This window comes from Pseudazoarcus sp. NS34, assembly GCF_059703725.1.
In genome coordinates, this window is record NZ_BAAKIZ010000001.1 from 1,245,132 (window position 1) to 1,265,248 (window position 20,117).

At 65.2% G+C, this 20,117-nt stretch carries 21 protein-coding genes and 1 riboswitch; of the genes, 15 read left to right on the forward strand and 6 right to left on the reverse strand.

Annotated elements, in window-relative coordinates; translation table 11 throughout:
* Positions 1-6 precede the first annotated feature (6 nt).
* The 9 genes from AC6H0N_RS05970 to AC6H0N_RS06010 all read left to right on the forward strand — a co-directional run bounded on the left by AC6H0N_RS05970 (position 7) and on the right by AC6H0N_RS06010 (position 10,699).
* Complete coding sequence (locus AC6H0N_RS05970) at positions 7-1,068, forward strand: glycosyltransferase family 2 protein (RefSeq protein ID WP_497573150.1); 1,062 nt, start codon at positions 7-9, stop codon at positions 1,066-1,068.
* Positions 1,068-2,420, forward strand: a complete 1,353-nt coding sequence (locus AC6H0N_RS05975; protein WP_497573151.1) for an NDP-hexose 2,3-dehydratase family protein — start codon at positions 1,068-1,070, stop codon at positions 2,418-2,420. Before AC6H0N_RS05970 ends, AC6H0N_RS05975 begins: the two co-directional genes overlap by 1 nt.
* Positions 2,421-2,498: 78 nt before the next feature.
* The gene (gmk, locus tag AC6H0N_RS05980) at positions 2,499-3,113 is read left to right on the forward strand and encodes a guanylate kinase (RefSeq protein ID WP_497573152.1); all 615 of its coding nucleotides are present in this window, start codon (positions 2,499-2,501) and stop codon (positions 3,111-3,113) included.
* Between the two features lie 2 nt (positions 3,114-3,115).
* The gene (gene rpoZ, locus AC6H0N_RS05985; RefSeq protein WP_497573153.1) at positions 3,116-3,331 is read left to right on the forward strand and encodes a DNA-directed RNA polymerase subunit omega; all 216 of its coding nucleotides are present in this window, start codon (positions 3,116-3,118) and stop codon (positions 3,329-3,331) included.
* A 116-nt stretch (positions 3,332-3,447) separates the two neighbouring features.
* Entirely contained in the window at positions 3,448-5,667 is a 2,220-nt protein-coding gene (locus tag AC6H0N_RS05990; protein ID WP_497573154.1) for a RelA/SpoT family protein, read from the forward strand.
* Positions 5,668-5,737: 70 nt separating this feature from the next.
* Positions 5,738-5,945: riboswitch (cobalamin riboswitch) on the forward strand.
* A 146-nt stretch (positions 5,946-6,091) separates the two neighbouring features.
* Positions 6,092-8,872, forward strand: a complete 2,781-nt coding sequence (locus AC6H0N_RS05995; RefSeq protein ID WP_497573155.1) for a ribonucleoside-diphosphate reductase subunit alpha — start codon at positions 6,092-6,094, stop codon at positions 8,870-8,872.
* 35 nt (positions 8,873-8,907) lie between these two features.
* Complete coding sequence (locus tag AC6H0N_RS06000) at positions 8,908-10,020, forward strand: ribonucleotide-diphosphate reductase subunit beta (protein WP_497573156.1); 1,113 nt, start codon at positions 8,908-8,910, stop codon at positions 10,018-10,020.
* A gap of 17 nt (positions 10,021-10,037) precedes the next feature.
* Positions 10,038-10,253, forward strand: a complete 216-nt coding sequence (locus tag AC6H0N_RS06005; protein WP_497573157.1) for a cysteine-rich CWC family protein — start codon at positions 10,038-10,040, stop codon at positions 10,251-10,253.
* Complete coding sequence (locus tag AC6H0N_RS06010) at positions 10,253-10,699, forward strand: YaiI/YqxD family protein (protein ID WP_497573248.1); 447 nt, start codon at positions 10,253-10,255, stop codon at positions 10,697-10,699. Before AC6H0N_RS06005 ends, AC6H0N_RS06010 begins: the two co-directional genes overlap by 1 nt.
* A 9-nt stretch (positions 10,700-10,708) precedes the next feature.
* Here AC6H0N_RS06010 and AC6H0N_RS06015 read toward each other — a convergent pair whose 3' ends face one another.
* From AC6H0N_RS06015 to AC6H0N_RS06025, 3 genes are all read right to left on the reverse strand, one after another.
* On the reverse strand, positions 10,709-11,095 hold the full coding sequence (locus AC6H0N_RS06015; RefSeq protein ID WP_497573158.1) for a hypothetical protein: 387 nt from the start codon (positions 11,093-11,095) through the stop codon (positions 10,709-10,711).
* A gap of 23 nt (positions 11,096-11,118) precedes the next feature.
* Complete coding sequence (locus AC6H0N_RS06020; RefSeq protein WP_497573159.1) at positions 11,119-11,613, reverse strand: GAF domain-containing protein; 495 nt, start codon at positions 11,611-11,613, stop codon at positions 11,119-11,121.
* Between the two features lie 93 nt (positions 11,614-11,706).
* Positions 11,707-12,042 (reverse strand): hypothetical protein, encoded by a 336-nt coding sequence (locus AC6H0N_RS06025; RefSeq protein WP_497573160.1) that lies wholly within the window; start codon positions 12,040-12,042, stop codon positions 11,707-11,709.
* A gap of 148 nt (positions 12,043-12,190) precedes the next feature.
* On the opposite strand from AC6H0N_RS06025, the gene AC6H0N_RS06030 reads away from it, so the two are divergent.
* Positions 12,191-13,135: an MBL fold metallo-hydrolase gene (locus AC6H0N_RS06030; protein WP_497573161.1), complete on the forward strand. Its 945-nt coding sequence runs from the start codon at positions 12,191-12,193 to the stop codon at positions 13,133-13,135.
* A gap of 6 nt (positions 13,136-13,141) precedes the next feature.
* On the opposite strand, the gene AC6H0N_RS06035 is transcribed toward AC6H0N_RS06030, so the two are convergent.
* Positions 13,142-13,621, reverse strand: coding sequence for a Fur family transcriptional regulator (locus AC6H0N_RS06035; protein ID WP_497573162.1), 480 nt, complete (start codon positions 13,619-13,621; stop codon positions 13,142-13,144).
* Between the two features lie 139 nt (positions 13,622-13,760).
* Here AC6H0N_RS06035 and dksA point away from each other — a divergent pair, with 139 nt between their 5' ends.
* Both dksA and AC6H0N_RS06045 read left to right on the forward strand, forming a co-directional pair.
* Positions 13,761-14,201, forward strand: a complete 441-nt coding sequence (gene dksA / locus AC6H0N_RS06040) for an RNA polymerase-binding protein DksA (protein ID WP_497573163.1) — start codon at positions 13,761-13,763, stop codon at positions 14,199-14,201.
* Positions 14,202-14,214: 13 nt separating this feature from the next.
* On the forward strand, positions 14,215-15,291 hold the full coding sequence (locus AC6H0N_RS06045) for a CobW family GTP-binding protein (RefSeq protein ID WP_497573164.1): 1,077 nt from the start codon (positions 14,215-14,217) through the stop codon (positions 15,289-15,291).
* A 7-nt stretch (positions 15,292-15,298) separates the two neighbouring features.
* Here the strand turns inward: AC6H0N_RS06045 and AC6H0N_RS06050 are convergent, their stop codons facing one another.
* On the reverse strand, positions 15,299-16,162 hold the full coding sequence (locus tag AC6H0N_RS06050) for a sigma-70 family RNA polymerase sigma factor (protein WP_497573165.1): 864 nt from the start codon (positions 16,160-16,162) through the stop codon (positions 15,299-15,301).
* Between the two features lies 1 nt (position 16,163).
* Positions 16,164-16,604 carry a carboxymuconolactone decarboxylase family protein gene (locus AC6H0N_RS06055; protein ID WP_497573166.1) on the reverse strand — a complete coding sequence of 147 codons (441 nt, stop codon included), beginning with the start codon at positions 16,602-16,604 and terminating at the stop codon, positions 16,164-16,166.
* Between the two features lie 317 nt (positions 16,605-16,921).
* On the opposite strand from AC6H0N_RS06055, the gene AC6H0N_RS06060 reads away from it, so the two are divergent.
* The 3 genes from AC6H0N_RS06060 to AC6H0N_RS06070 all read left to right on the forward strand — a co-directional run bounded on the left by AC6H0N_RS06060 (position 16,922) and on the right by AC6H0N_RS06070 (position 20,105).
* Positions 16,922-18,325, forward strand: a complete 1,404-nt coding sequence (locus AC6H0N_RS06060) for an exonuclease domain-containing protein (RefSeq protein WP_497573167.1) — start codon at positions 16,922-16,924, stop codon at positions 18,323-18,325.
* A gap of 76 nt (positions 18,326-18,401) precedes the next feature.
* Positions 18,402-19,184, forward strand: coding sequence for a 3-oxoacyl-ACP reductase (locus AC6H0N_RS06065; protein WP_497573168.1), 783 nt, complete (start codon positions 18,402-18,404; stop codon positions 19,182-19,184).
* 81 nt (positions 19,185-19,265) lie between these two features.
* Positions 19,266-20,105 carry a Rossmann-like and DUF2520 domain-containing protein gene (locus tag AC6H0N_RS06070; protein WP_497573169.1) on the forward strand — a complete coding sequence of 280 codons (840 nt, stop codon included), beginning with the start codon at positions 19,266-19,268 and terminating at the stop codon, positions 20,103-20,105.
* The last annotated feature ends 12 nt before the right edge of the window (positions 20,106-20,117 follow it).

Consider the following 20,117-nt stretch of genomic DNA (forward strand, 5'->3'; position numbering starts at 1 on the left):
GCTGCCATGAGCGATGCCGGTAGCGTTGGCGATGCGCGGGTGACCGTGGTCATCGCGACCTACGGGCGGCCGGATGCCTTGGTGTGTGCCGTAGAGTCGGTATTCCTGCAGACCGTGTCGGACTGGAGGCTGCTGATCGTCGGCGACGCCTGCGACGAGGCGACTGCGGCAGCTTTGGCGCCATTCCTGCGCGATGCCCGAGTGCGCTACCTCAATCTGCCATGGCGTTGTGGCGAGCAGGCCTTGCCCAATTCGGCCGGGATGGCGGTGGCGACGACCGAATACATCGCTTTCCTCAACCATGACGACGTCTGGCTGCCCCGGCATCTTGAGGTGGCTTTGCAGACCTTGGCCACGCAGCATGCCGAGTTTTTCATCGGGCGCGCCGTGTCGAGCGCTGGTCTGGACGCGTCGTCCGGCCTCCCAGTGCTGAGCGGTGGGGGCGAGGTTCAGCGTTTGCTGCAGTCGAGTTTCTGGGGGCGCTATGCCCCCATCGAGCCGGCCAGTGCTTGGGTGTTCAGCCGCCGGTTGGTGTCTGCAGTGGGCGCTTGGCGGCCAGCCCGAGAGCTGTACAGAACGCCGATTGAAGATTGGGGGATGAGGGCCTGGAGGGCGGGCGTCGAAGTTGTCGGCAGTGCTGAGGTCACAGTGCTGAAGGCCAATGAGCATAACCAGTCCGGTAAGAAGGCCGGGCTTGACTACAAGACTCCGGCGGCGGTTCAACGGGCTTGGGTCAATGTGATGGCAGATGCAATTAGCATAGAGGCGTTCCGGCGCGATGTGCAGTCATTTGCCGATTCCGACGCAGTGCAGGCAAGGCGCCGGCGACGACGTTCCCGCGCTGCGTGGCGGCCGGTGTCCATTTTCATCAACCCGCTGAGCGCGCAGCTGTTTCGTTGCACTGGTCTCGACACGTTCTCCCTGTGGTGTGTACTCACCGGGGAAAAGCGGGGTGAGCGGGGGCGCAAGTCCTTGCGTCGGCGAACAGGAGAGGTGCCGCAGGATGTACCCGATCCTGCCTGCATATTTCAATACGCGAAGGACTGGGCGTCCGGGGAAAGTGCCTGATGGCTGAAAGAGCTGATGATGCGATCGGGTGCTGGCTGGACGAGCGTCGCTTGCTGACCCGGATGGACGTTCGTCGCATCCCCTTGAGCCAGTGCGCAGACTGGGTTCACGAGGATGGGGCGCTTCGTCACGTCAGCGGCCGTTTCTTCGCGATACGCGGTTGCCGCTGCGAGTCGTCCTTGCCCCACCTGCAGGGGCTCGAACTGCCGATGATCGACCAGCCCGAGATCGGCATTCTCGGTTTCGTGGTCCGGCGCGTTGGGGATGGTGGTTTCGAGTGGTTGCTGCAGGCCAAGGCAGAGCCCGGCACGATCGGGGGTACGCAGGTCGGCCCCACGGTACAAGCGACCTGGAGCAATTACATGCGTGTGCACGGTGGTGCAGCGACGCAAATGCTCGATCTTTTTCAGGACGACGGTCCCGTTGTGCGCCGCTGGCTGGACGTTGAGCAGTCCGAGCAAGGCGACCGCTTCATCGGAAAGTACAACCGCAACATGGTGGTCGAAGTGGATGAGGCGGCTCTGACACCTGGCGACGGTCTCTGGCGCTGGTTCTCCGCGAGCGACGTGAAGTCCGCGCTGCTGGCGGACTTCGCGATCAATACCGATTCGCGCTCGGTGATCTTCTGCGCCGACTGGGCGTTACTGACGGACGCGGGGAGCGAGGCGTTTGCCCGTCATGCCGGCCACGGAGGGTTTGGCGAGGCCCTGCTGGCATCACTGCAGGCAGTAGATGATGCCCAACTGGCGGAGGCCGTTGAGCAGCTGGAGCGCGCGCGGCGATCGAGCACTCTGCGCCTTGAGCGTGTCGCGCTGCACAGCCTGCAATCCTGGCGAATCGACGACATGGCCATAGAGCCACGGCCGCCGTTGAAAGACCCCAGCGTTCAGGCTTTCTCCGTAGAGACCGATGTGCGCGAAGTGTCGGCATGGTGCCAGCCGCTGATGACCAACGTCGACAGCGGGCAGATCGCGCTGCTGTGCGCCCAGCGTGACGGGATCCTGCAGTTCATGCTCAGCATCAGCTTCGAGCCGGGGCTGAAGGAAGGGGCTCAGTTCACGCCGTCCTTCGTGACCGGCATCGGGCACGCCAATCCGCCTGGGGTGGAGGGCGTTCTGGCGAGAAAGGATCTGGTCGTGCACGCCAGCGCGAAGCAGTCGGACGAAGGCGGGCGTTTCATGCACTCGGTGGCCAGCTATTGCGTGATCGAGATCCCTTCCGAGCTTGCCGAGGGATTTTCCGATGATGTGGTATGGGTCAGTCTGGGCGCCTTACGCGCCATGGCCTCTCAGCGGGGCTTGCTGACCAACGAACTGCGCAGCGTAGCGTCCCTGATGCTTGGTTGGGCGTAGCGCCACGGCCTGACGTAAGATCGCGCCATTGATAGGAAATCAGGATCCGGCCCGCCCGGATCCGAACGGGAAAATAGCGTGCCTGGAACCCTCATCATCATCACCGCCCCCTCGGGCGCCGGGAAGACCACGCTGGTCGGCGGTCTGCTCAAGCGCGACCCGCACGTCAGGCTGTCGGTTTCCTACACCACGCGCGCGCCGCGCGAGGGCGAGGTGGATGGGCAGCACTACCATTTCGTTGATATTTCGACCTTCCGCAACATGCGCGACAACGCGGAATTCCTCGAGTGGGCCGAGGTGCATGGCAACTATTACGGCACCTCGAAGGCCTGGATCCGCGAGCAGATCGCGTCAGGCGACGACATCTTGCTGGAGATCGACTGGCAGGGTGCACAGCAGGTGCGCAAGGCCTTTCCAGAGACGGTGGGTGTGTTTGTTCTGCCGCCGTCTTTCGAGGTGCTGGAGCAGCGCCTGCGCGGGCGTGGCACTGATCCCGACGACGTGATTGCCCGGCGTTTACTGGGGGCGCGCGGCGAGATGCGCCATGTGGGGGAGTTCGACTACGTTATACTCAATGATGTTCTCGAGGACGCCATTGGCGACCTCGTAGCCATCGTCCGCGCTTCGCGGCTGCGTTGTGCGCGGCAGCGAGCGCGGCATTCGCGTTACATTGAATTTCTTGAGCAGGATTGATCATGGCCCGCATTACCGTTGAAGATTGTCTGAAGCAGATTCCGAACCGCTTCCAGCTGACGCTGGCGGCGACCTTCCGTGCGCGCCAGCTCACGGTCGGCGCAAGTCCCATGATCGAGGCAGAGAAGTACGGCAAGGAGAAGGCGACGGTCATCGCATTGCGCGAGATCGCCGAAGGCAAGGTCGGGCTTGAGGTGCTTAACCGCGGCCAGGCCTGATCTCCGGGGAGGGTGTTTGAACTCAGGGCATGCGAACCTAAGCGTTGATCGACACTGCCGGCGCCCGTCGGCGGCAGTGTGCGCGTGTTTGCCCTGGTTGCAGCGGGAGTAGGCTGATGGCTATCGCGACCGATGTAGCGCCGCTGCCCAAGAATCCGTTCAGTCCGCCTTCATCGAGCGTGCTGTCGCTGGACTTCGGCCGCCTCAAGGCCAAGCTCGAAACCTATCTCAAGTCCGAAGACATCGGCCTCATCGAGGCTGCTTATCACTTCTCGGCCGATGCCCATCAGGGCCAGTTCCGCAGCAGTGGTGACCCCTATATCTCGCACCCGGTTGCCGTCGCTGACATCATTGCCGACTGGCGCCTCGACGCGCAGGCGCTGATTGCCGCACTCCTCCATGACGTCATGGAGGACACCCACATTTCCAAGCAGGAGATCGCCGGACGTTTCGGCAAGGTCTCCGCCGAGTTGGTGGACGGCCTGTCCAAGCTCGACAAGGTCGAATTCCGCTCGCGCAAGGAAGCGCAGGCCGAGAATTTCCGCAAGATGCTGTTGGCCATGGCCAACGATCTGCGGGTGATCCTGATCAAGCTGGCCGACCGTCTGCACAACATGCGCACGCTCGACCATGTGCGCCCCGACAAACGTCGCCGCATCGCCACCGAAACGCTCGACATCTACGCTCCGATCGCCAACCGCCTGGGGCTCAACACGCTGTACCGCGAGTTGCAGGAGTTGTCTTTCGAGCACAAGTACCCGCTGCGTTTCCGCGTGCTCGACCGGGCCGTCCGGGCCGCGCGCGGCAACCGGCGCGAAGTCGTCGGCAAGGTGCTCAAGGCGCTGGAAGAGCGTCTGCCGCAGTGGGGCATCGCAGCCGACATCTTCGGGCGCGAGAAGAACCTGTTCTCGATCTACCGCAAGATGGTCGAGAAGAGTCTGTCCTTCTCGCAGGTGCTCGACATCTATGGCTTCCGCGTCATCGTGCCGGACATGCAGACCTGCTATGTCGCCATCGGTGCGCTGCATTCGCTCTACAAGCCGGTGCCGGGCAAGTTCAAGGACTACATTGCGATTCCCAAGGCCAACGGCTACCAGTCGCTGCACACGACGCTGATCGGCCCTTTCGGTACGCCGATCGAAATCCAGGTGCGCACCGCCGAGATGCACCACATCGCGGACGCTGGCGTGGCCTCGCACTGGCTGTACAAGGACGATGAGAAAACGCTGACCGAGCTTGAGCAGCGCACGCACAATTGGCTGCAGTCGCTGCTCGAGCTGCAGCACACCTCGGCCGAGGCCACCGAATTCCTCGAACACGTCAAGATCGACCTGTTCCCCGGCGAGGTCTACGTGTTCACGCCGCAGGGCAAGATCCTGTCGATGCCGCGCGGCTCGACCCCGGTCGATTTCGCGTATGCCGTGCACACCGACATCGGCAACCGCTGCGTGGCCTGCCGCATCAACACTGATCTGATGCCGCTGCGCACCGAGCTGCACAACGGTGACCAGGTCGAGATCATCACCGCCGCGCACGCCAACCCGAATCCGGCCTGGCTGACTTACGTGCGCACAGGCAAGGCGCGGGCGCAGATCCGCCACTTCCTGAAGAATGCTCACAACGAGGAATCGGTGGCGCTGGGCGAGCGCCTGCTCAACCAGGCGCTGCGTCCGCATGGCCTTGCGCTTGGCCAGATCAGCACCTTCGCGTGGGATCGCTTCCTCAAGGATCGCGGCGTCAAGAGCAAGAAGGATGTCTATTCCGAGATCGGGCTGGGCAAGCGCCTGCCGGTCATCGTCGCGCGCCGTCTGGTGCAGGCGCAGGAGCAGGAATCCGGCCGACCCGACGTCATCAAGCCCAAGTCCATCTCGCCGATCCAGATCAGCGGGGCCGAAGGCATCGCGGTGCAGTTCGGCAGTTGCTGCCAGCCGATTCCGGGCGACCCGATCATCGGCGTCATCCGCAAGGGCAAGGGGCTGGAAGTGCACCGTCACGATTGCACAGCGGTGGCCAAGGTGCGCGGCGACCGCGGGCGCTGGGTGGACGTCGAGTGGGAGCCCGCGCACGAGCGTTCCTTCGAGGTCACGCTCAAGATCATCACGCGCGAAGGCCGCGGCGTACTGGCGCGCGTTGCCAGCGCAATCGCCGAGGAAGACTGCAACATCCAGAACGTCACGATGGACAACGAGCAGGGTGTCTACATCGCGCTCAACATCACCATCCAGATCCGCGACCGCATGCATCTGGCCACCGTGATGCGCGGCGTACGCCGTGTTCCCGAAGTGATGCGCATCGGGCGCATCCGCAGCGACGGCAGCTTTGGCCGCAGCATGTAGTAGTTTTTTGCACACAACCTACTAGGGGTAGTGTGTAACCGCGCTTGACCTCCTCCGCTTCAGAATCCAGAATCCAATCCAGCTTCACGGTTGCCCGGCTCCACGGCCGGGCATGAAAAGGGAATCCGGTTTAATGCCGGAACTGCCCCCGCAACTGTAACCGGCGAGTCTGTCGCCCTCCCCATGCCACTGGGCCCTGCATTTCGGTGCACCCCGGGAAGGCTGGCGACAGATCATGACCCGGAAGTCAGGAGACCTGCCGTGCTGCCACTTCCTTCAACGCAATCGGGGCGGGGTGCCCCGGCGAGGACATGGCTTACACCATCTCTCTTGTCCGTCCGACGACCGTATTCCGCCGTGCCGTGAGGCCGGCGGTTGCCGCGTGTTTGTCCGGAGCTCCCCGCACGTCACTCCAGGAGCTCCCATGGATCGCCCTCAGCTAGACCTCTCGCTGCCCCCGTTCAAGGTCATCCGCCGCAATGGTTCGGTGGTCGACTTCCATCCCGGCAAGATCGCCGTTGCCATGAGCAAGGCCTTCCTCGCGGTCGAGGGGGGACACGGCGCGTCGTCGACGCGTGTGCGCGATGTCGTCGGCAAGCTCACCGAAGTCGTAGTCGCGGCACTGGCGCGGCGCAAGCCCGATGGCGGCACCATCCACATTGAGGACATCCAGGATCAGGTCGAGCTCGCGCTGATGCGTGGCGGCGAGCAGGAAGTGGCGCGCGCCTACGTGCTGTACCGCGAAAAACGTTCCGCTGAACGTGCGCTGGAAGCGCCGCGCAGCGCGCCCGAGCTGCATGTGGAGGTCGACGGTCGGCGTGAGCCGTTGCAGCGTGAGCGTCTGCTGCGCATCGTCGAGGAAGCCTGCCTCGGGCTGGCTGACGTGGCGGTGGCGCCGGTGGTCGATGCGGCCATGCGTGATCTGTACGACGGCATCCCGTTGGGTGAAGTGCACAAGGCATTGGTGCTCGCCGCGCGCGCACTGATCGAGCGTGAGCCGGGCTACAACTACGTCACCGCCCGCCTGCAACTGCACCAGATCCGCCTTGAAGTGCTGGGCGAGGAGGTGGCGCAGAGCGACATGGCGGCGCGCTACGCTGAGGCCTTTCCGGCCTACGTGAAGATCGGCGTCGAGGCCGGGCTGCTCGACCCGCGTCTGGCGCAGTTCGATCTGGCCCGCATCTCGGCCGCGCTGGATGCCTCGCGCGACCTGCAGTTCGGCTACCTCGGTCTGCAGACGCTGTATGACCGCTACTTCCTGCACGTCGACGAGCGCCGCATTGAGCTGCCGCAGTGCTTCTTCATGCGTGTGGCGATGGGTCTGGCGATCAGCGAGATCGACCGTGAAACGCGCGCCATCGAGTTCTACGAAGTGCTCTCGCGCTTCGACTTCATGAGCTCCACGCCGACGCTGTTCAACGCCGGCACGCTGCATTCGCAGCTGTCGTCGTGCTACCTCACCACCGTGTCCGACGACCTCGACGGTATCTTCCAGGCCATCAAGGAAAACGCGATGCTGCAAAAGTTCGCCGGTGGTCTGGGCAACGACTGGACGCCGGTGCGTTCGCTGGGCAGCCGCATCAAGGGCACCAACGGCAAGAGCCAGGGCGTGATTCCGTTCCTGAAGGTGGTCAACGACACCGCCGTGGCGGTGAACCAGGGGGGCAAGCGCAAGGGCGCGGTGTGCGGCTATCTGGAGACCTGGCACCTCGACATCGAGGAATTCCTCGACCTGCGCAAGAACACCGGCGACGACCGCCGCCGCACGCACGACATGAACACCGCGCACTGGATTCCCGACCTCTTCATGAAGCGGGTGCGCGAAGACGGCCAATGGACCCTGTTCTCGCCGGCCGATGTCCCCGACCTGCACGACCTCTTCGGCCAGAAGTTCGAAGCGGCCTATGTGGCCTATGAAGCCAAGGCGGATGCCGGCGAAATCCGCCACTTCAAGCGCGTGCCGGCCGTGCAGCTGTGGCGTCGCATGCTGTCGATGCTGTTCGAGACCGGCCACCCGTGGATCACCTTCAAGGACCCGTGCAACCTGCGCTCGCCGCAGCAGCACGTCGGCGTCGTGCACAGCTCCAACCTGTGCACCGAGATCACGCTGAACACCTCCGACACCGAAATTGCCGTGTGCAACCTCGGCTCGGTGAACATGCTGGCCCACCTGAAGGACGGCCAGCTCGATCACGAAAAGCTTGCGCGCACCATCAAGACGGCCATCCGCATGCTCGACAACGTCGTCGACATCAACTTCTACGCGGTCGGCAAGGCGCGCAACTCCAATCTGCGCCACCGCCCGGTCGGCATGGGCATCATGGGTTTCCAGGATTGCCTGCACAAACTGGGCATTGCCTACGCCTCGCAGGAAGCCATCGAGTTCGCCGACCGTTCGATGGAGGCCATCGCCTACCAGGCCTACAGCGCCTCCAATGAGCTGGCGCGCGAGCGCGGCGCCTATTCGACCTTCCGCGGCAGCCTGTGGGACAAGGGCATCCTGCCGCTCGATTCGGTCGACCTGCTCGAGCGCGAGCGCGGCGTACCGGTCGAGCTTGACCGCTCCAGCACGCTCGACTGGGATGGTCTGCGTGCGCGCATCCGCGAATACGGCATGCGCAACTCCAACTGCATCGCCATCGCCCCGACCGCCACCATCGCCAACATCATCGGTGTGTCGGCCAGCATCGAGCCCGAGTACCGCAATCTCTACGTCAAGTCGAACCTGTCCGGCGAATTCACCGTGGTCAATGAATCGCTGGTGGCCGAGCTCAAGGCGCGCGGTCTGTGGGACGAGGTCATGATCTCCGACCTCAAGTACTACGACGGCGCGCTGGGCAAGATCGAGCGCGTACCCGAGGACCTGCGCGTGCTCTACGCCACGGCTTTCGAGATCGATACCGCCTGGATGGTGGAAGCCGCAGCACGGCGCCAGAAATGGATCGACCAGGCGCAGTCGCTGAACATCTACGTCGCCGGCGCCTCGGGCAAGAAGCTGCACGACACCTACATGCTGGCGTGGAACCGTGGCCTCAAGACCACCTACTACCTGCGTTCGCTGGGTGCCACCTCGGCCGAGAAATCCACCGGCAGCGGCGGTGAGCTCAACGCCGTGGCGGCCACTGTTTCGGCCGTAAGCGCTGCCCAGGGCGGCGAGCCCAAGTTCTGCGCCATCGACGATCCCGACTGCGAAGCCTGCCAGTAAGCCGCTACGCACACGACACAAAGCAAGGACAAGACATGCTCGATTTCGAAGACAACATCGCGGCCGCCCCGGCGGCACCGCAAGCCCCCAGCCCCAACCCTGCGGCGCAAGCCACCGCCGCGCCCGAAAGCCAGCGCGTGCGCGCCTCCGACAAGCGCGCCATCAACGGCGCCACCGACGTGAACCAGCTCGTGCCGTTCAAGTACCACTGGGCGTGGGAAAAGTATCTGGCCGGCTGCGCCAACCACTGGATGCCGCAGGAGGTCTCCATGCAGCGCGACATCGCGCAGTGGAAAGACCCCAACGCGCTCTCCGCCGACGAGCGCCTGATCGTCAAGCGCAACCTCGGCTTCTTCGTCACCGCCGATTCGCTGGCGGCCAACAACATCGTGCTCGGCACCTACCGCCACATCACCGCACCGGAGTGCCGCCAGTATTTGTTGCGTCAGGCCTTTGAAGAGGCCATCCACACCCACGCCTATCAGTACATCGTCGAGTCGCTGGGGCTGGACGAGGGTGAGATCTTCAACGCCTATCACGAGGTCGACAGCATCCGCGCCAAGGACGACTTCCTGATCCCCTTCATCGATACGCTGACCGACCCCAACTTCCAGACCGGCACGCCCGAGACCGACCAGCAACTGCTGCGCTCGCTGATCGTCTTCGCCTGCATCATGGAAGGAATCTTCTTCTACGTTGGCTTCGTGCAGATCCTCGCGCTGGGCCGCCAGAACAAGATGACCGGCGCGGCCGAGCAGTACCAGTACATCCTGCGTGACGAGTCGCTGCACTGCAATTTCGGTGTCGACCTGATCAACACCATCAAGCAGGAAAACCCCCACCTGTGGACGCCGGCCTTCCGCGAGGAAATCCGCGAGCTGATCATGCAGGGCGTGGCGCTGGAATACCGCTACGCCGAAGACACCATGCCGCGCGGCGTGCTTGGGCTGAACGCGCCGATGTTCAAGGAATATCTGCGCTTCGTGGCCAACCGTCGCTGCCGTCAGATCGGTGTGGACGAGGTCTATCCGGGCGCCGACAACCCCTTCCCGTGGATGAGCGAAATGATCGACCTGAAGAAGGAAAAGAACTTCTTCGAAACCCGTGTCACGGAATATCAGACGGGGGGGACGCTGGCCTGGGATTGATCGGTTAAGCTCGGCGCATGAACGCCCCGACCCCGATTCCCATCCCGGCCACCGAATGCCCGCTGTGTGGCGGCCCGAATGCCTGCGGGCCGGCCGGCAGCGGGAGTTTCGACGTGCCGTGCTGGTGCACCACCACGCCGATCCCGTTAGCCCTGATCGACAGCCTGCCGGAAGCCGTGCGCGGCAAGGCCTGCATTTGTGCCCGCTGCGTGGCGCGCCACGAGGCCGCGTGATGCACATCTGGGTCGACGCCGACGCCTGCCCGGTGGCCGTGAAGGACATCCTGTTCCGCGCGGCGCAACGCACCGGCCGCGAACTCACACTGGTCGCCAATCAGATGCTGCGCGTACCGGCTGGGTCGAATATTCGCGCAGTGCAGGTGCCCGGCGGTTTCGATGTCGCCGACGACTGGATCGTCGAGCGTGCCGTCGAGGGCGATCTGGTGGTTACGGCGGACATTCCTCTGGCGGCGCAGATCGTCGAAAAGGGTGCGATTGCGCTCAGCCCGCGCGGCGAACGCTACGGCAAGGAGAACATCCGCGAGTTGCTCGACCTGCGCAACTTCATGGACACGCTGCGCAGCACCGGGGTGCAGACCGGCGGGCCAGCCGCCTTCGGTCAGGCGGACCGTCAGAAATTCGCCAACGCGCTCGATCGACTGCTTGCGCAGGCGCCTTGAGCCGGCCTTTCAGTGCCCCATGGCTGTCTTGCCGGGGGGTTGAAGCAAGGCGTCCATTGCGGACAGCACGGTCTTTACCTTGAACGGTTGCAGCAGCAGATGTCGGATGCCGAGCGAGAAGATCTCGCTGGCAAGCGCGTGATCGCAGTGGTCCGCGATCAGCGCGATGCCGACATCCTTGTCTGTGAAAGCCCGCCCTGCGCGCACCGTCTCGATCAGTTGGAGCGCGTCGCGTTGCCCGTCGAGATGCAGGATCAGCGCATCGAATTTGCGTTCCATCAGCTGTTTGCGCGCTGAAGCGAGGTTCGAGACTTCCTGCACGTCAGCCAGCCCGGCGCTGCGGGCGGTGATCGACACGGTTTGACGCAGAAGCCCGTTGGCCTCGGCCAGCAGCACGCTGGGAGCGCGTCGTGGCTTGTTCACGAGTCGCTCCCCAGCAGAAGTTCGCCGAGGATCAGATCGCGCAGGGATTCGAGGATGCGCAGGTCCATGTCATCGAGCTCGCGAGGTTCGGTGTCGATGACGCACAAGGTGCCGAGTACCAGCCCGTTCTCCAGGCGCAGCGGCGCCCCGGCGTAAAAGCGGATGCCGGGCGGACCAGTGACGAGCGGATTGTCGGCAAAGCGCGCGTCAAGCCGGGCATCGGGAACCATCAGCGGTGTATCGGCGTGCAGCGCGTAGGCACAGAAGGCGTGTTCGCGGCAGGTTTCACACGCATCGAGACCGACGCGGGCCTTGAACCATTGGCGATCCGCATCGACCAGCGAGAGCAGCGCAATGGGGACGTCGAACTCCGCTGCGGCGAAGCCGACGATGCGGTCGAAGCGTTCATCCGGCGGGGTGTCGAGAATCAGCAGCGCGCGCAGCGCAGCCAGTCGTTCTGGTTCGTTGTCCGGCAGGGCGGCGGCAGGCATGGTGGGCGCGGCGTCGTGGAAAGCTTCAGTCTAGAGCACTTCGGGCCGCAGTATGAGCCCGCAACGGCGCACGTTGCGGGCGTGTCAGGCCGCTCAGGCGGCCTTCTTCTGCCGGAAGAAGCCGGACGGGCCGGAGGTCAGGCCCGGAGTGCGGCAGAAGCGGAAGTAGCCGCCCAGACCGATGGCGTCGTGCATCGCATCGATGGCGTTGATGCCGACAAAGGTCTCGTCGTCCGCGTCGCGCACGTGGATGGTCTTCCTGACTGCGTCGCTGGAGCAGCCATACTCTTCGGCCTTGGTGCCCGAGGCGATGTCGACGAGCGTCATCAGCCCGGCCCTGTCCTTGGCCTTGAGTTGCTCGACTTCGAGCCTGCTGGCCAGGTTGCCGCTGTCGTATACGACGGTGAGCGGAGTTTTCGCTGTGCTCATGGAATTCTCCCTTTCTAAGACTGGAACAAGGTTTGCACTTGGGTGCCCCCGTATTAAATGGGCCCGACCGCGCGATTTCAAGTTTGCCGCCTCGACAGGTGTTGAAGCGAGTTTTAGCATATGCCGATATAGCAATAATTGGAGACCGATGATGCGCGCCTTCGCAACCCGCCTGCTGCTGGCCACCTGCCTGCTGGCAACGCCGCTGGCACACGCCATCGACATGACCCCGGTGCAGGTCGCGCCGCATAGCTGGTATGTGCTCGGCAAGGCCGGCATGGCGTCTTCGGCCAACGAGGGTTTCATGTCGAACGCGGGTTTTGTGGTTACCGATGAAGGCGTGGTGGTGCTGGACGCGCTCGGCACGCCGGTGCTGGGCGAGCAACTCATTGCCGAGATCGCGAAGGTCACCGACAAACCAATCCGGCTGGTTGTGGTGAGCCACTACCACGCCGACCATTACTATGGACTGCAGGCCTTCCGCGAGCGCGGCATCGAGATCTGGGCGCACAAGGCCGGCGCGGCCATTCTGGGTTCGGAGGAAGCGGTGGCCCGCCTCGAGCAGCGCCGTGCCGACCTCTTTCCCTTTGTCGACGAAAAGACCGTGCCGACGCCGGCGGACCGCTGGCTTGATGATGAGGGCGCGGAGCTTCGTCTTGGCGGCGTCACCATGCGTGTGATCTATGTCGGCCCGACGCATTCGCCCGACGACGTGGTGCTGCATGTGGTCGAGGATGATCTGGTGTTCGCCGGCGATCTGCTGTTTCGCGGGCGGGTACCGTTTGTCGGCAACGCCGATACGCGTGGCTGGCTCAAGGCGCTGGACCGCTTGCTGGAAATCGACGCGAAAATCCTCGTCCCCGGACACGGTCCGGTGTCGAAAAACCCGCAGGCTGATCTGGTGATGACGCGCGACTATCTGCGCTACCTGCGCACCGAGCTGGGCAAGGCCGTGGAGGAAATGAAGTCCTTCGACGAGGCCTATGCCGGTATCGACTGGAGCGCGTGGGAAAAGATGCCGGCCTTCCGCGAGGCCAACCGCCTCAACGCCTGGAACGTATTCATCCAGATGGAACAGTCGTCGTTGCGCTGAACGCGCTTAAGACGGCTTGGCCTTGCTCGCGGCGCAGGCGCCGCACACCGCGCTGAGCTCGATTTCCGGGCTGGCCAGCGTATGGCCGGCCGCCTTCAGGCCCTTCATCAGGCCTGCCAGCGCCACGTCATCGTGCAGTTCGGTGATGGTGCCGCACTCCGGACACACCAGAAACAGCACCGCCTTGTCGTGCCCGTCGTGGTGACAGGCGACGAACTGGTTGGTACGAGCGATACGGTGCGCCAGACCCTGTTCGATGAGGAAGTCGAGTGCGCGATACACCGTCGGCGGCGTGGCCGAGTGGTGCACCTTCTTCATGCGGTCGAGCAGGTCGTAGGCCTTGATGCCGCCGGGCTCGTCGAGCAGCAGGCCGAGCACGGCACGACGGATCGGCGTCAGGCTGGCGCCGCGCGCGCGGCAGCGGTCGGCAGCATCGTCCAGCGTGAGTTCTTCGCAGCAGGAGGTGGTGTGGTCGTGTTGGCTCATGGGCGTGCACATGATAGCCCGTGGGGGCGCAGTAGATGGCGTTCGGGCTGTTGCATCCTTTCAGCTTGGTGTATCGTCCCCCGCCGGAAGCTTTTTGGCAGTCGTCCGGAAGGCCGGACAAGCACCAGGGAAAGTAACGATGAATGCGATCAAGAATGACGCCGTCCGCCCGCTGACCAAGGAAGAACTGTTGGCAGCGCCGGAAGAAGAATATATGTCCGAAGCGCAGCTCGAGTTTTTCCGCGCCTTGCTGCAAGCCGAGCGCCAGACGCTGGTCGACTCCGCACGTGAGACCACCCAGCATCTGCAGCAGGAAAACGAAGTCGCTGCAGACTGGACCGACCGCGCCACGGTCGAAGAAGAGCATGCGCTGGAGCTGCGCGTGCGCGACCGCGAACGCAAGCTGCTGAAGAAGATCGAGCAGTCGCTGCGTCGCATCGACGATGGCAGCTACGGCTGGTGCGACGAAACCGGTGAGCCGATCGGCATCCCGCGTCTGCTCGCCCGTCCGAGCGCCTCGCTGAGCCTCGAAGCACAGGAGCGCCACGAGGCGCTCGAGCGCGTTTCGAAGAAGTCCTGAATCAGTTGCTGACGTGACGGACGAACGCCGCGTCCCGGTCGTCGTCCTCACCGGCTTTCTCGGGGCCGGCAAGACCACCCTGCTGAACCACCTGCTCGGCACTCCGGCGCTGAGTGGCACGGCCGTGCTGATCAACGAGTTCGGCGACGTCGCGGTGGATCATCACCTCGTCGACAAGATTGACGAGACGCTGCTCGTACTCGATGGCGGCTGCATCTGCTGCAGCGTGCAGGGCGATCTGGTGCGCGCCCTCAAGAGCCTGTTCAAGCGCGCCGCGCAGCGCGAAATCAGCCTGGAACGGGTGCTGATCGAGACCACCGGCCTGGCCGATCCGGCTCCGGTGGTGCACACCCTGATGGAAGAGCCGTTCATTGCCGCGCGTTTCCGTTGCGACGGGGTGATCACGGCCGTCGACACTACTCACGCCGAAACCCAGCTCGACAACGAGCGCGAGGCGCAGCGTCAGGTCGCCATGGCCGACCGCCTGCTGCTCACCAAATGCGACCTGTCGACGCCGGAACAACGCGCTGCGCTGGCCGACCGTCTGGCGCAGCTCAATCCCGCAGCACCGCAGATCGAAATCTTCGGCGGACAGGCGCCCGACGGCGCCCTGGCCGGCTGCGGGCTGTACGACCCGTCGGCAAAGCTGCCTGATGCGGCCGCATGGCTGGGTGAGGAGGCCGTACGCCGCCAGGCCGCGCTGGGCACCACGCGCTATGCACCGGCCGGCGCTGCGCGCGCCGCGGCGACGCCGCATCACGACAGCGACGTGAGCAGTTTTGTACTGACTTTCGACCAGCCGCTCGACTGGCTCGGCTTCTCTGACGGGCTGGGGCTGCTGCTGCACGCCTGCGGCGAGCGCGTGTTGCGTGTGAAGGGGCTGCTGAACGTTGTCGGCGACCCGTTGCCGCGTGTCGTGCAATGTGTGCAGCACGCTGTGTACCCGCCGTCGTCGTTGCCGGCCTGGCCGGCAGAGGGCCCCTATGCCGACCGGCGCAGCCGCATCGTCTTCATCGGCCGCAAGCTGCCGCGCGCGGACATCGTGCAGATGCTCGCGAGCTTCAGCGGACAGCAGCCGGTCGAATCCTGACTTCGCCTCAATCCACGCCGAGTTGCGCGCGCAGGCGCGCCAGCTTGTCCGGGTTGCGCACGACGTAGATCTCGGCGATCTGCCCGTTCTCTATGGCCAGCGAAGTGGTCTGCAGCACGCCGCCGGCTTCCAGCGTGATGAAGGCCGGCAGGCCGTCGAGCGTGCCGCGCCACAGCACCGGCGGCCGTGCATGGCCGCTCTTGCGCGCCAGCCCGCACATCAGTCGTGTGACCTTGTCGCGGCCAAGAATGGGGCGCAGCGCGGCGCGCACCTTGCCGCCACCGTCCGAGTGGAACACCGCGTCCTGCGTCAGCAGGGTCTGCAGTGCCGCATGGTCGCCGCTGCGCGTGGCGAGAAAGAAGGCATCGGCGATCTTCGCGGCGTCCTGCGCAGGCAGTTTGAAGCGCGGCCGGTCGGCACGCACGTGTGCGCGGGCGCGATGCGCAAGCTGGCGGCATGCCGCCGCATCGCGCCCGATGGCCTCTGCAACTTCGTCGAAGCTTGCGCCGAACACGTCGTGCAGCAGAAACGCCGCGCGCTCCAGCGGCGTCAGGCGTTCGAGCGCGATCATCAGCGCCGGCATGGCGTCTGCCGTGTCGTCGGCGTCGGGGTCGAATACCGGCTCGGGCAGCCACGGCCCGATGTAGTCGGCCCGCGACACGCGCGCCGACTTCAGCACGTCCAGACTCAGCCGCGTGACGATGCGCACCAGAAAACCCTCTGCGTCGCGCACCGTCGCGTGGTCGGTATCGGCCCAGCGCAGCCACGCGTCCTGCACCACGTCCTCGGCTTCGGCCATCGAGCCGAGCATGCGGTAGGCAATGCGCAGCAGTCGGCGGCGCAGTGGCGTGAAGACGGCGGCCGGGTCCATGTCAGCTCGGGTGGATCGAGCGGAAGCCGACGGCAAAGCGGTTCCACGCGTTGATGGTGGTGATCAGCAGCGTGAGCTTCACGCGTTCGGTCGGGTTGAACTGCGCTTCCAGTGCGGCGTAGGCGGCATCGGGTGCGTGCGTATCGGCCAGCAGCGTGAGCGACTCGGTCCATTCCAGCGCGGCACGCTCGCGTTCGGAGTACAGCGGTGATTCGCGCCAGGCCGACAGCAGGTACAGACGCTCTTCGGTTTCGCCGGCGTTGCGCGCGTCGCGGGTGTGCATGTGCACGCAGTAGGCGCAGCCGTTGATCTGCGAGGCGCGTGTCTTCACCAGTTCGATGAGGCTGTATTCCAGCCCGCACTCGCGCACGTGCTCTTCGAGCGCAAACAGCGCGCGCATGGATTCGGGGGAGGCTTTGAAGGGGTCGAGTCGGGCTTGCATGTGAGGCTCCGCAGTGAGATTTGAGGGACTACACAGCAAGGACGAATCTGCTTCCCGGAATGTGACATCGGTCGCAAAAAAACACGCCGTCGTCGTTTGGGCAAACCGGAAAATAGCGCAACAGCGACAACCGTAAAAGCCGTTGCCGCGAAGTCGGCGCGGGCCCGCGTCGGGCCGCGCGGGCGACGGTGGTGATTGGTATGCTCGAGGGCTGGCCGTAGAATCAGGGGGTGTTCCCGATTTCGGCGCTGGCACGGCCCCGTCGATTCAGCCGGAGACACCGCGCCCCTGATTCCGCCCACAGCCCTGGTCTGCCCGTGCCCATTCCCGACACCTATGTCCTGATCGACCTCGAAACCACCGGCGCCAACCCGGTCTCCGACCGCATCACGGAGATTGCCGCGATACGCGTCGAGGGCGGCGAGATCGTCGAGCGCTGGGAGACGCTGGTCAATCCGGGCCGGACTATCCCGCCCTTCATCCAGCAGATCATCGGCATCACCGACAGCATGGTGGTCGACGCGCCGGCTTTCGAGACGCTGGCGCCGCGCGTGCGCGCGCTGCTCAACGGCGCAGTGTTCGTCGCGCACAACGCGCGCTTCGACTACGGCTTCATCCATAACGAGTTCGGCCGGCTGGGGGTGGAGTTCGATGCGCCGGTGATGTGCACCGTGAAGCTCTCGCGTGCGCTGCAGCCCGAATACCACCGCCACGGGCTCGATGCGCTGATCGAGCGCCATGGTTTCCAGTGCGATGCGCGCCACCGCGCCATGGGCGACGCCGACGTGCTGTGGCAGTTCCTGCAGCTTGCGCGCGGGACCTTTCCGGCCGACACGCTTGAAGCGGCGTGGGACAAGGCCATGAAATTTCCGGCCCGTCCGCCCAAGCTGCCGGCCGGCATTCTCGAAGGCCTGCCCGACGCGCCCGGCGTGTACCTGTTTTACGGCGAGGCGGACGAAGTCCTGTTCGTCGGTCGCAGCGCGAGCCTGCGCGCACGCGTCATGGAGCATTTCGCGGCCATCGAGCGCAAGGGCAAGGAGGGCGATCTGGCGCGCGCCGTGCGGCGACTGGAGTGGATCGAAACGGCCGGCGAACTGGCCGCCAGCCTGCGCGAGCTGGAACTGGTGCGCAGCCATCGCCCGCGCCACAACCGTGTGCCGAATGCGGGTGACGCGGCCTGCGCGCTGCGCGTGAACGTGCGCCGCCGCAGCGCGCCACAGCTGCAGCGCGTGAAGCTCGACGGCACCGATCCGGCGCAATGGGAAGGCCTGTTCGGCGCCTTTCGCGGGAAGAAGGAGGCCGATTCCGTGCTGCGCGAACTGGTGGCCGCCTATGGCTTGTGCCCGCGTCGGCTCGGCATGGAGGCGGCCGGGGTCGGCGCCTGTTCGGCGCGACGGGCCGGGCAGTGCGCCGGCGTGTGCGCCTCGCGCGAAACGCCCGAGGAGCACGACGAGCGCCTGCTTGGCGCCCTGGCGCCGCTGGGCGTGAAGCCGTGGCCGTGGGACGGGCCGATCATCGTGACCGAACACTCGGCGCACACTGATGCGGTAGCGCATCAGGTGTTCGACCAGTGGTGCCATCTGGGCAGCGCCGACGATGATGAGGCGCTCGCAGCGCTGCTCGCGGCCCTGCCACCGCGCAGCTTTGCGCTCGACGTCTATCGCCTGCTGCAGCGCTGGCTGGCTCAGCCCGACAGCGCTGGGAAGATTGCAACGGTGTGAGTCGGCGTTTGGGCAGAGACGCCGCCCTGTGTTCTCATTTGCGCTGTCAGTTCGACCCACTTTCGGGGGTATCCGCATGCACCACAATCCATCCTCTCCCGCCCTGGCGGACCAGATCGTGCTCGTCACCGGCGGTGCGCGCGGCCTGGGCGAACAGATCAGCCGCACCTTCCTGCGCGAAGGCGCACGTGTCGTCATCAACTATCTGACCAGCGAGAAGCGCGCAGCCGCCATCGTTGACGAATTTCCCGAGCACGCCATCGCTGCCCAGGCCGACGTGTGCGACCCGGCCATGGTGCTGGCCATGTTCGATCGGGCGCAGACGCACTTCGGCGCGCCGATCACCACGGTGGTGAACAATGCCCTGCCGGATTTCAGCTTCAATGGGGATGCCCGCGAGCACGCCGACGCGCTGCGCTGGGAGAGCATCTCGCAGCAGATGGAAGGCATTGTGCGCGGCGCGCTCAACACCACGCAGATGGCGCTGCCCGGCATGCAGCAGGCCGGTTCCGGGCGCATCATCAACATCGGCACCAACCTGTTCCAGAACCCGGTCGTGCCCTACCACGACTACACCGCCGCCAAGGCCGCACTGCTGTCGCTGACGCGCACGCTGTCGCAGGATCTGGGGCCCGACGGCATCACCGTGAACATGGTGTCCGGCGGGCTGCTACGCACCACCGATGCTTCGTCCGCCACGCCCGAGACGGTGTTCGATCTGGTGGCTGCCCACACCCCGCTGCGCCGCGTTACCACCCCAGCCGAGTTTGCCGATGCGGTGATGTTCTTCGCCTCGCCGTGGGCACGTGCAGTGACGGGGCAGAACCTGATCGTGGATGGCGGCCTCGTCAAAAACTAGGATTTGCCGCGCCCATGCTGCGCTTCAACGTGTTTTTCTTTGCCTGCGGCCACCTCGGCCTTGCCCGCCCGGAGTGCCGCCGTGCCCCAAGCTGATAGCCCTCTGCTCAACATCGTCGGTTGCGGCCGTGCTGCGCGCACGCTTGCACGACTGTGGGCTGGCACTGGCCCGTGTGCGATCGGCGACGTGCTGACGCGCTCTCCGACCAGCGCGCAGGACGCAGCGCGCTTCATCGGCCAGGGACGTGCCGTTGCAGGCTTGGACGAGATGCACCCGGCGGCGCTGTGGATGCTGGGTGTGCCCGATCGCGACATCGCCACGGCCGCCACCGCGTTGGCGGCCAGCGGGCGTGTGCGGGCTGGCGATGGAGTGTTCCACCTATCCGGCTTCACGCCGTCGATGACGCTGGCGCCGCTGGCCGACGTCGGCGCGCGCATCGCCAGCGTGCACCCTGTCATGAGCTTTGCGGACCCGGTGCTCGCGGCGGGCCGCTTTGCCGGCACGCCTTGCGGAATCGAGGGCGAGGCCACGCTGGCAGCGGAACTCGCCGCGTTGTTTGCGGCCATTGGTGCCGAGTGCTTTGCGCTGGAGGGCTCGAAGAAGCCGCTGTATCACGCCGGCTCGGTGTTCGCGTCGAACTTCCTGGTGGTCGTCCTCGACGTGGCGCGCAAGGCCTACGTCGATTCGGGTGTGCCGGCGGACGTCGCCGACCGCATGCTCGCCGCGATTTCGCGCGGCGCCCTGGAGAACGTGGTCGCGCTCGGTGCCCGCGACGCGCTCACCGGCCCGGCCGCACGGGGTGATCGCGACGTGGTCGCCCTGCAGAACGCAGCCGTGTCCGAATGGGACGCTGACAGCGGTAAGGCCTATGCCGCGCTCACCGAGCTGGCTTTCCGGCTGGCGGCGGAGCGCTCGCAGTGAAAGGTGTGGGCG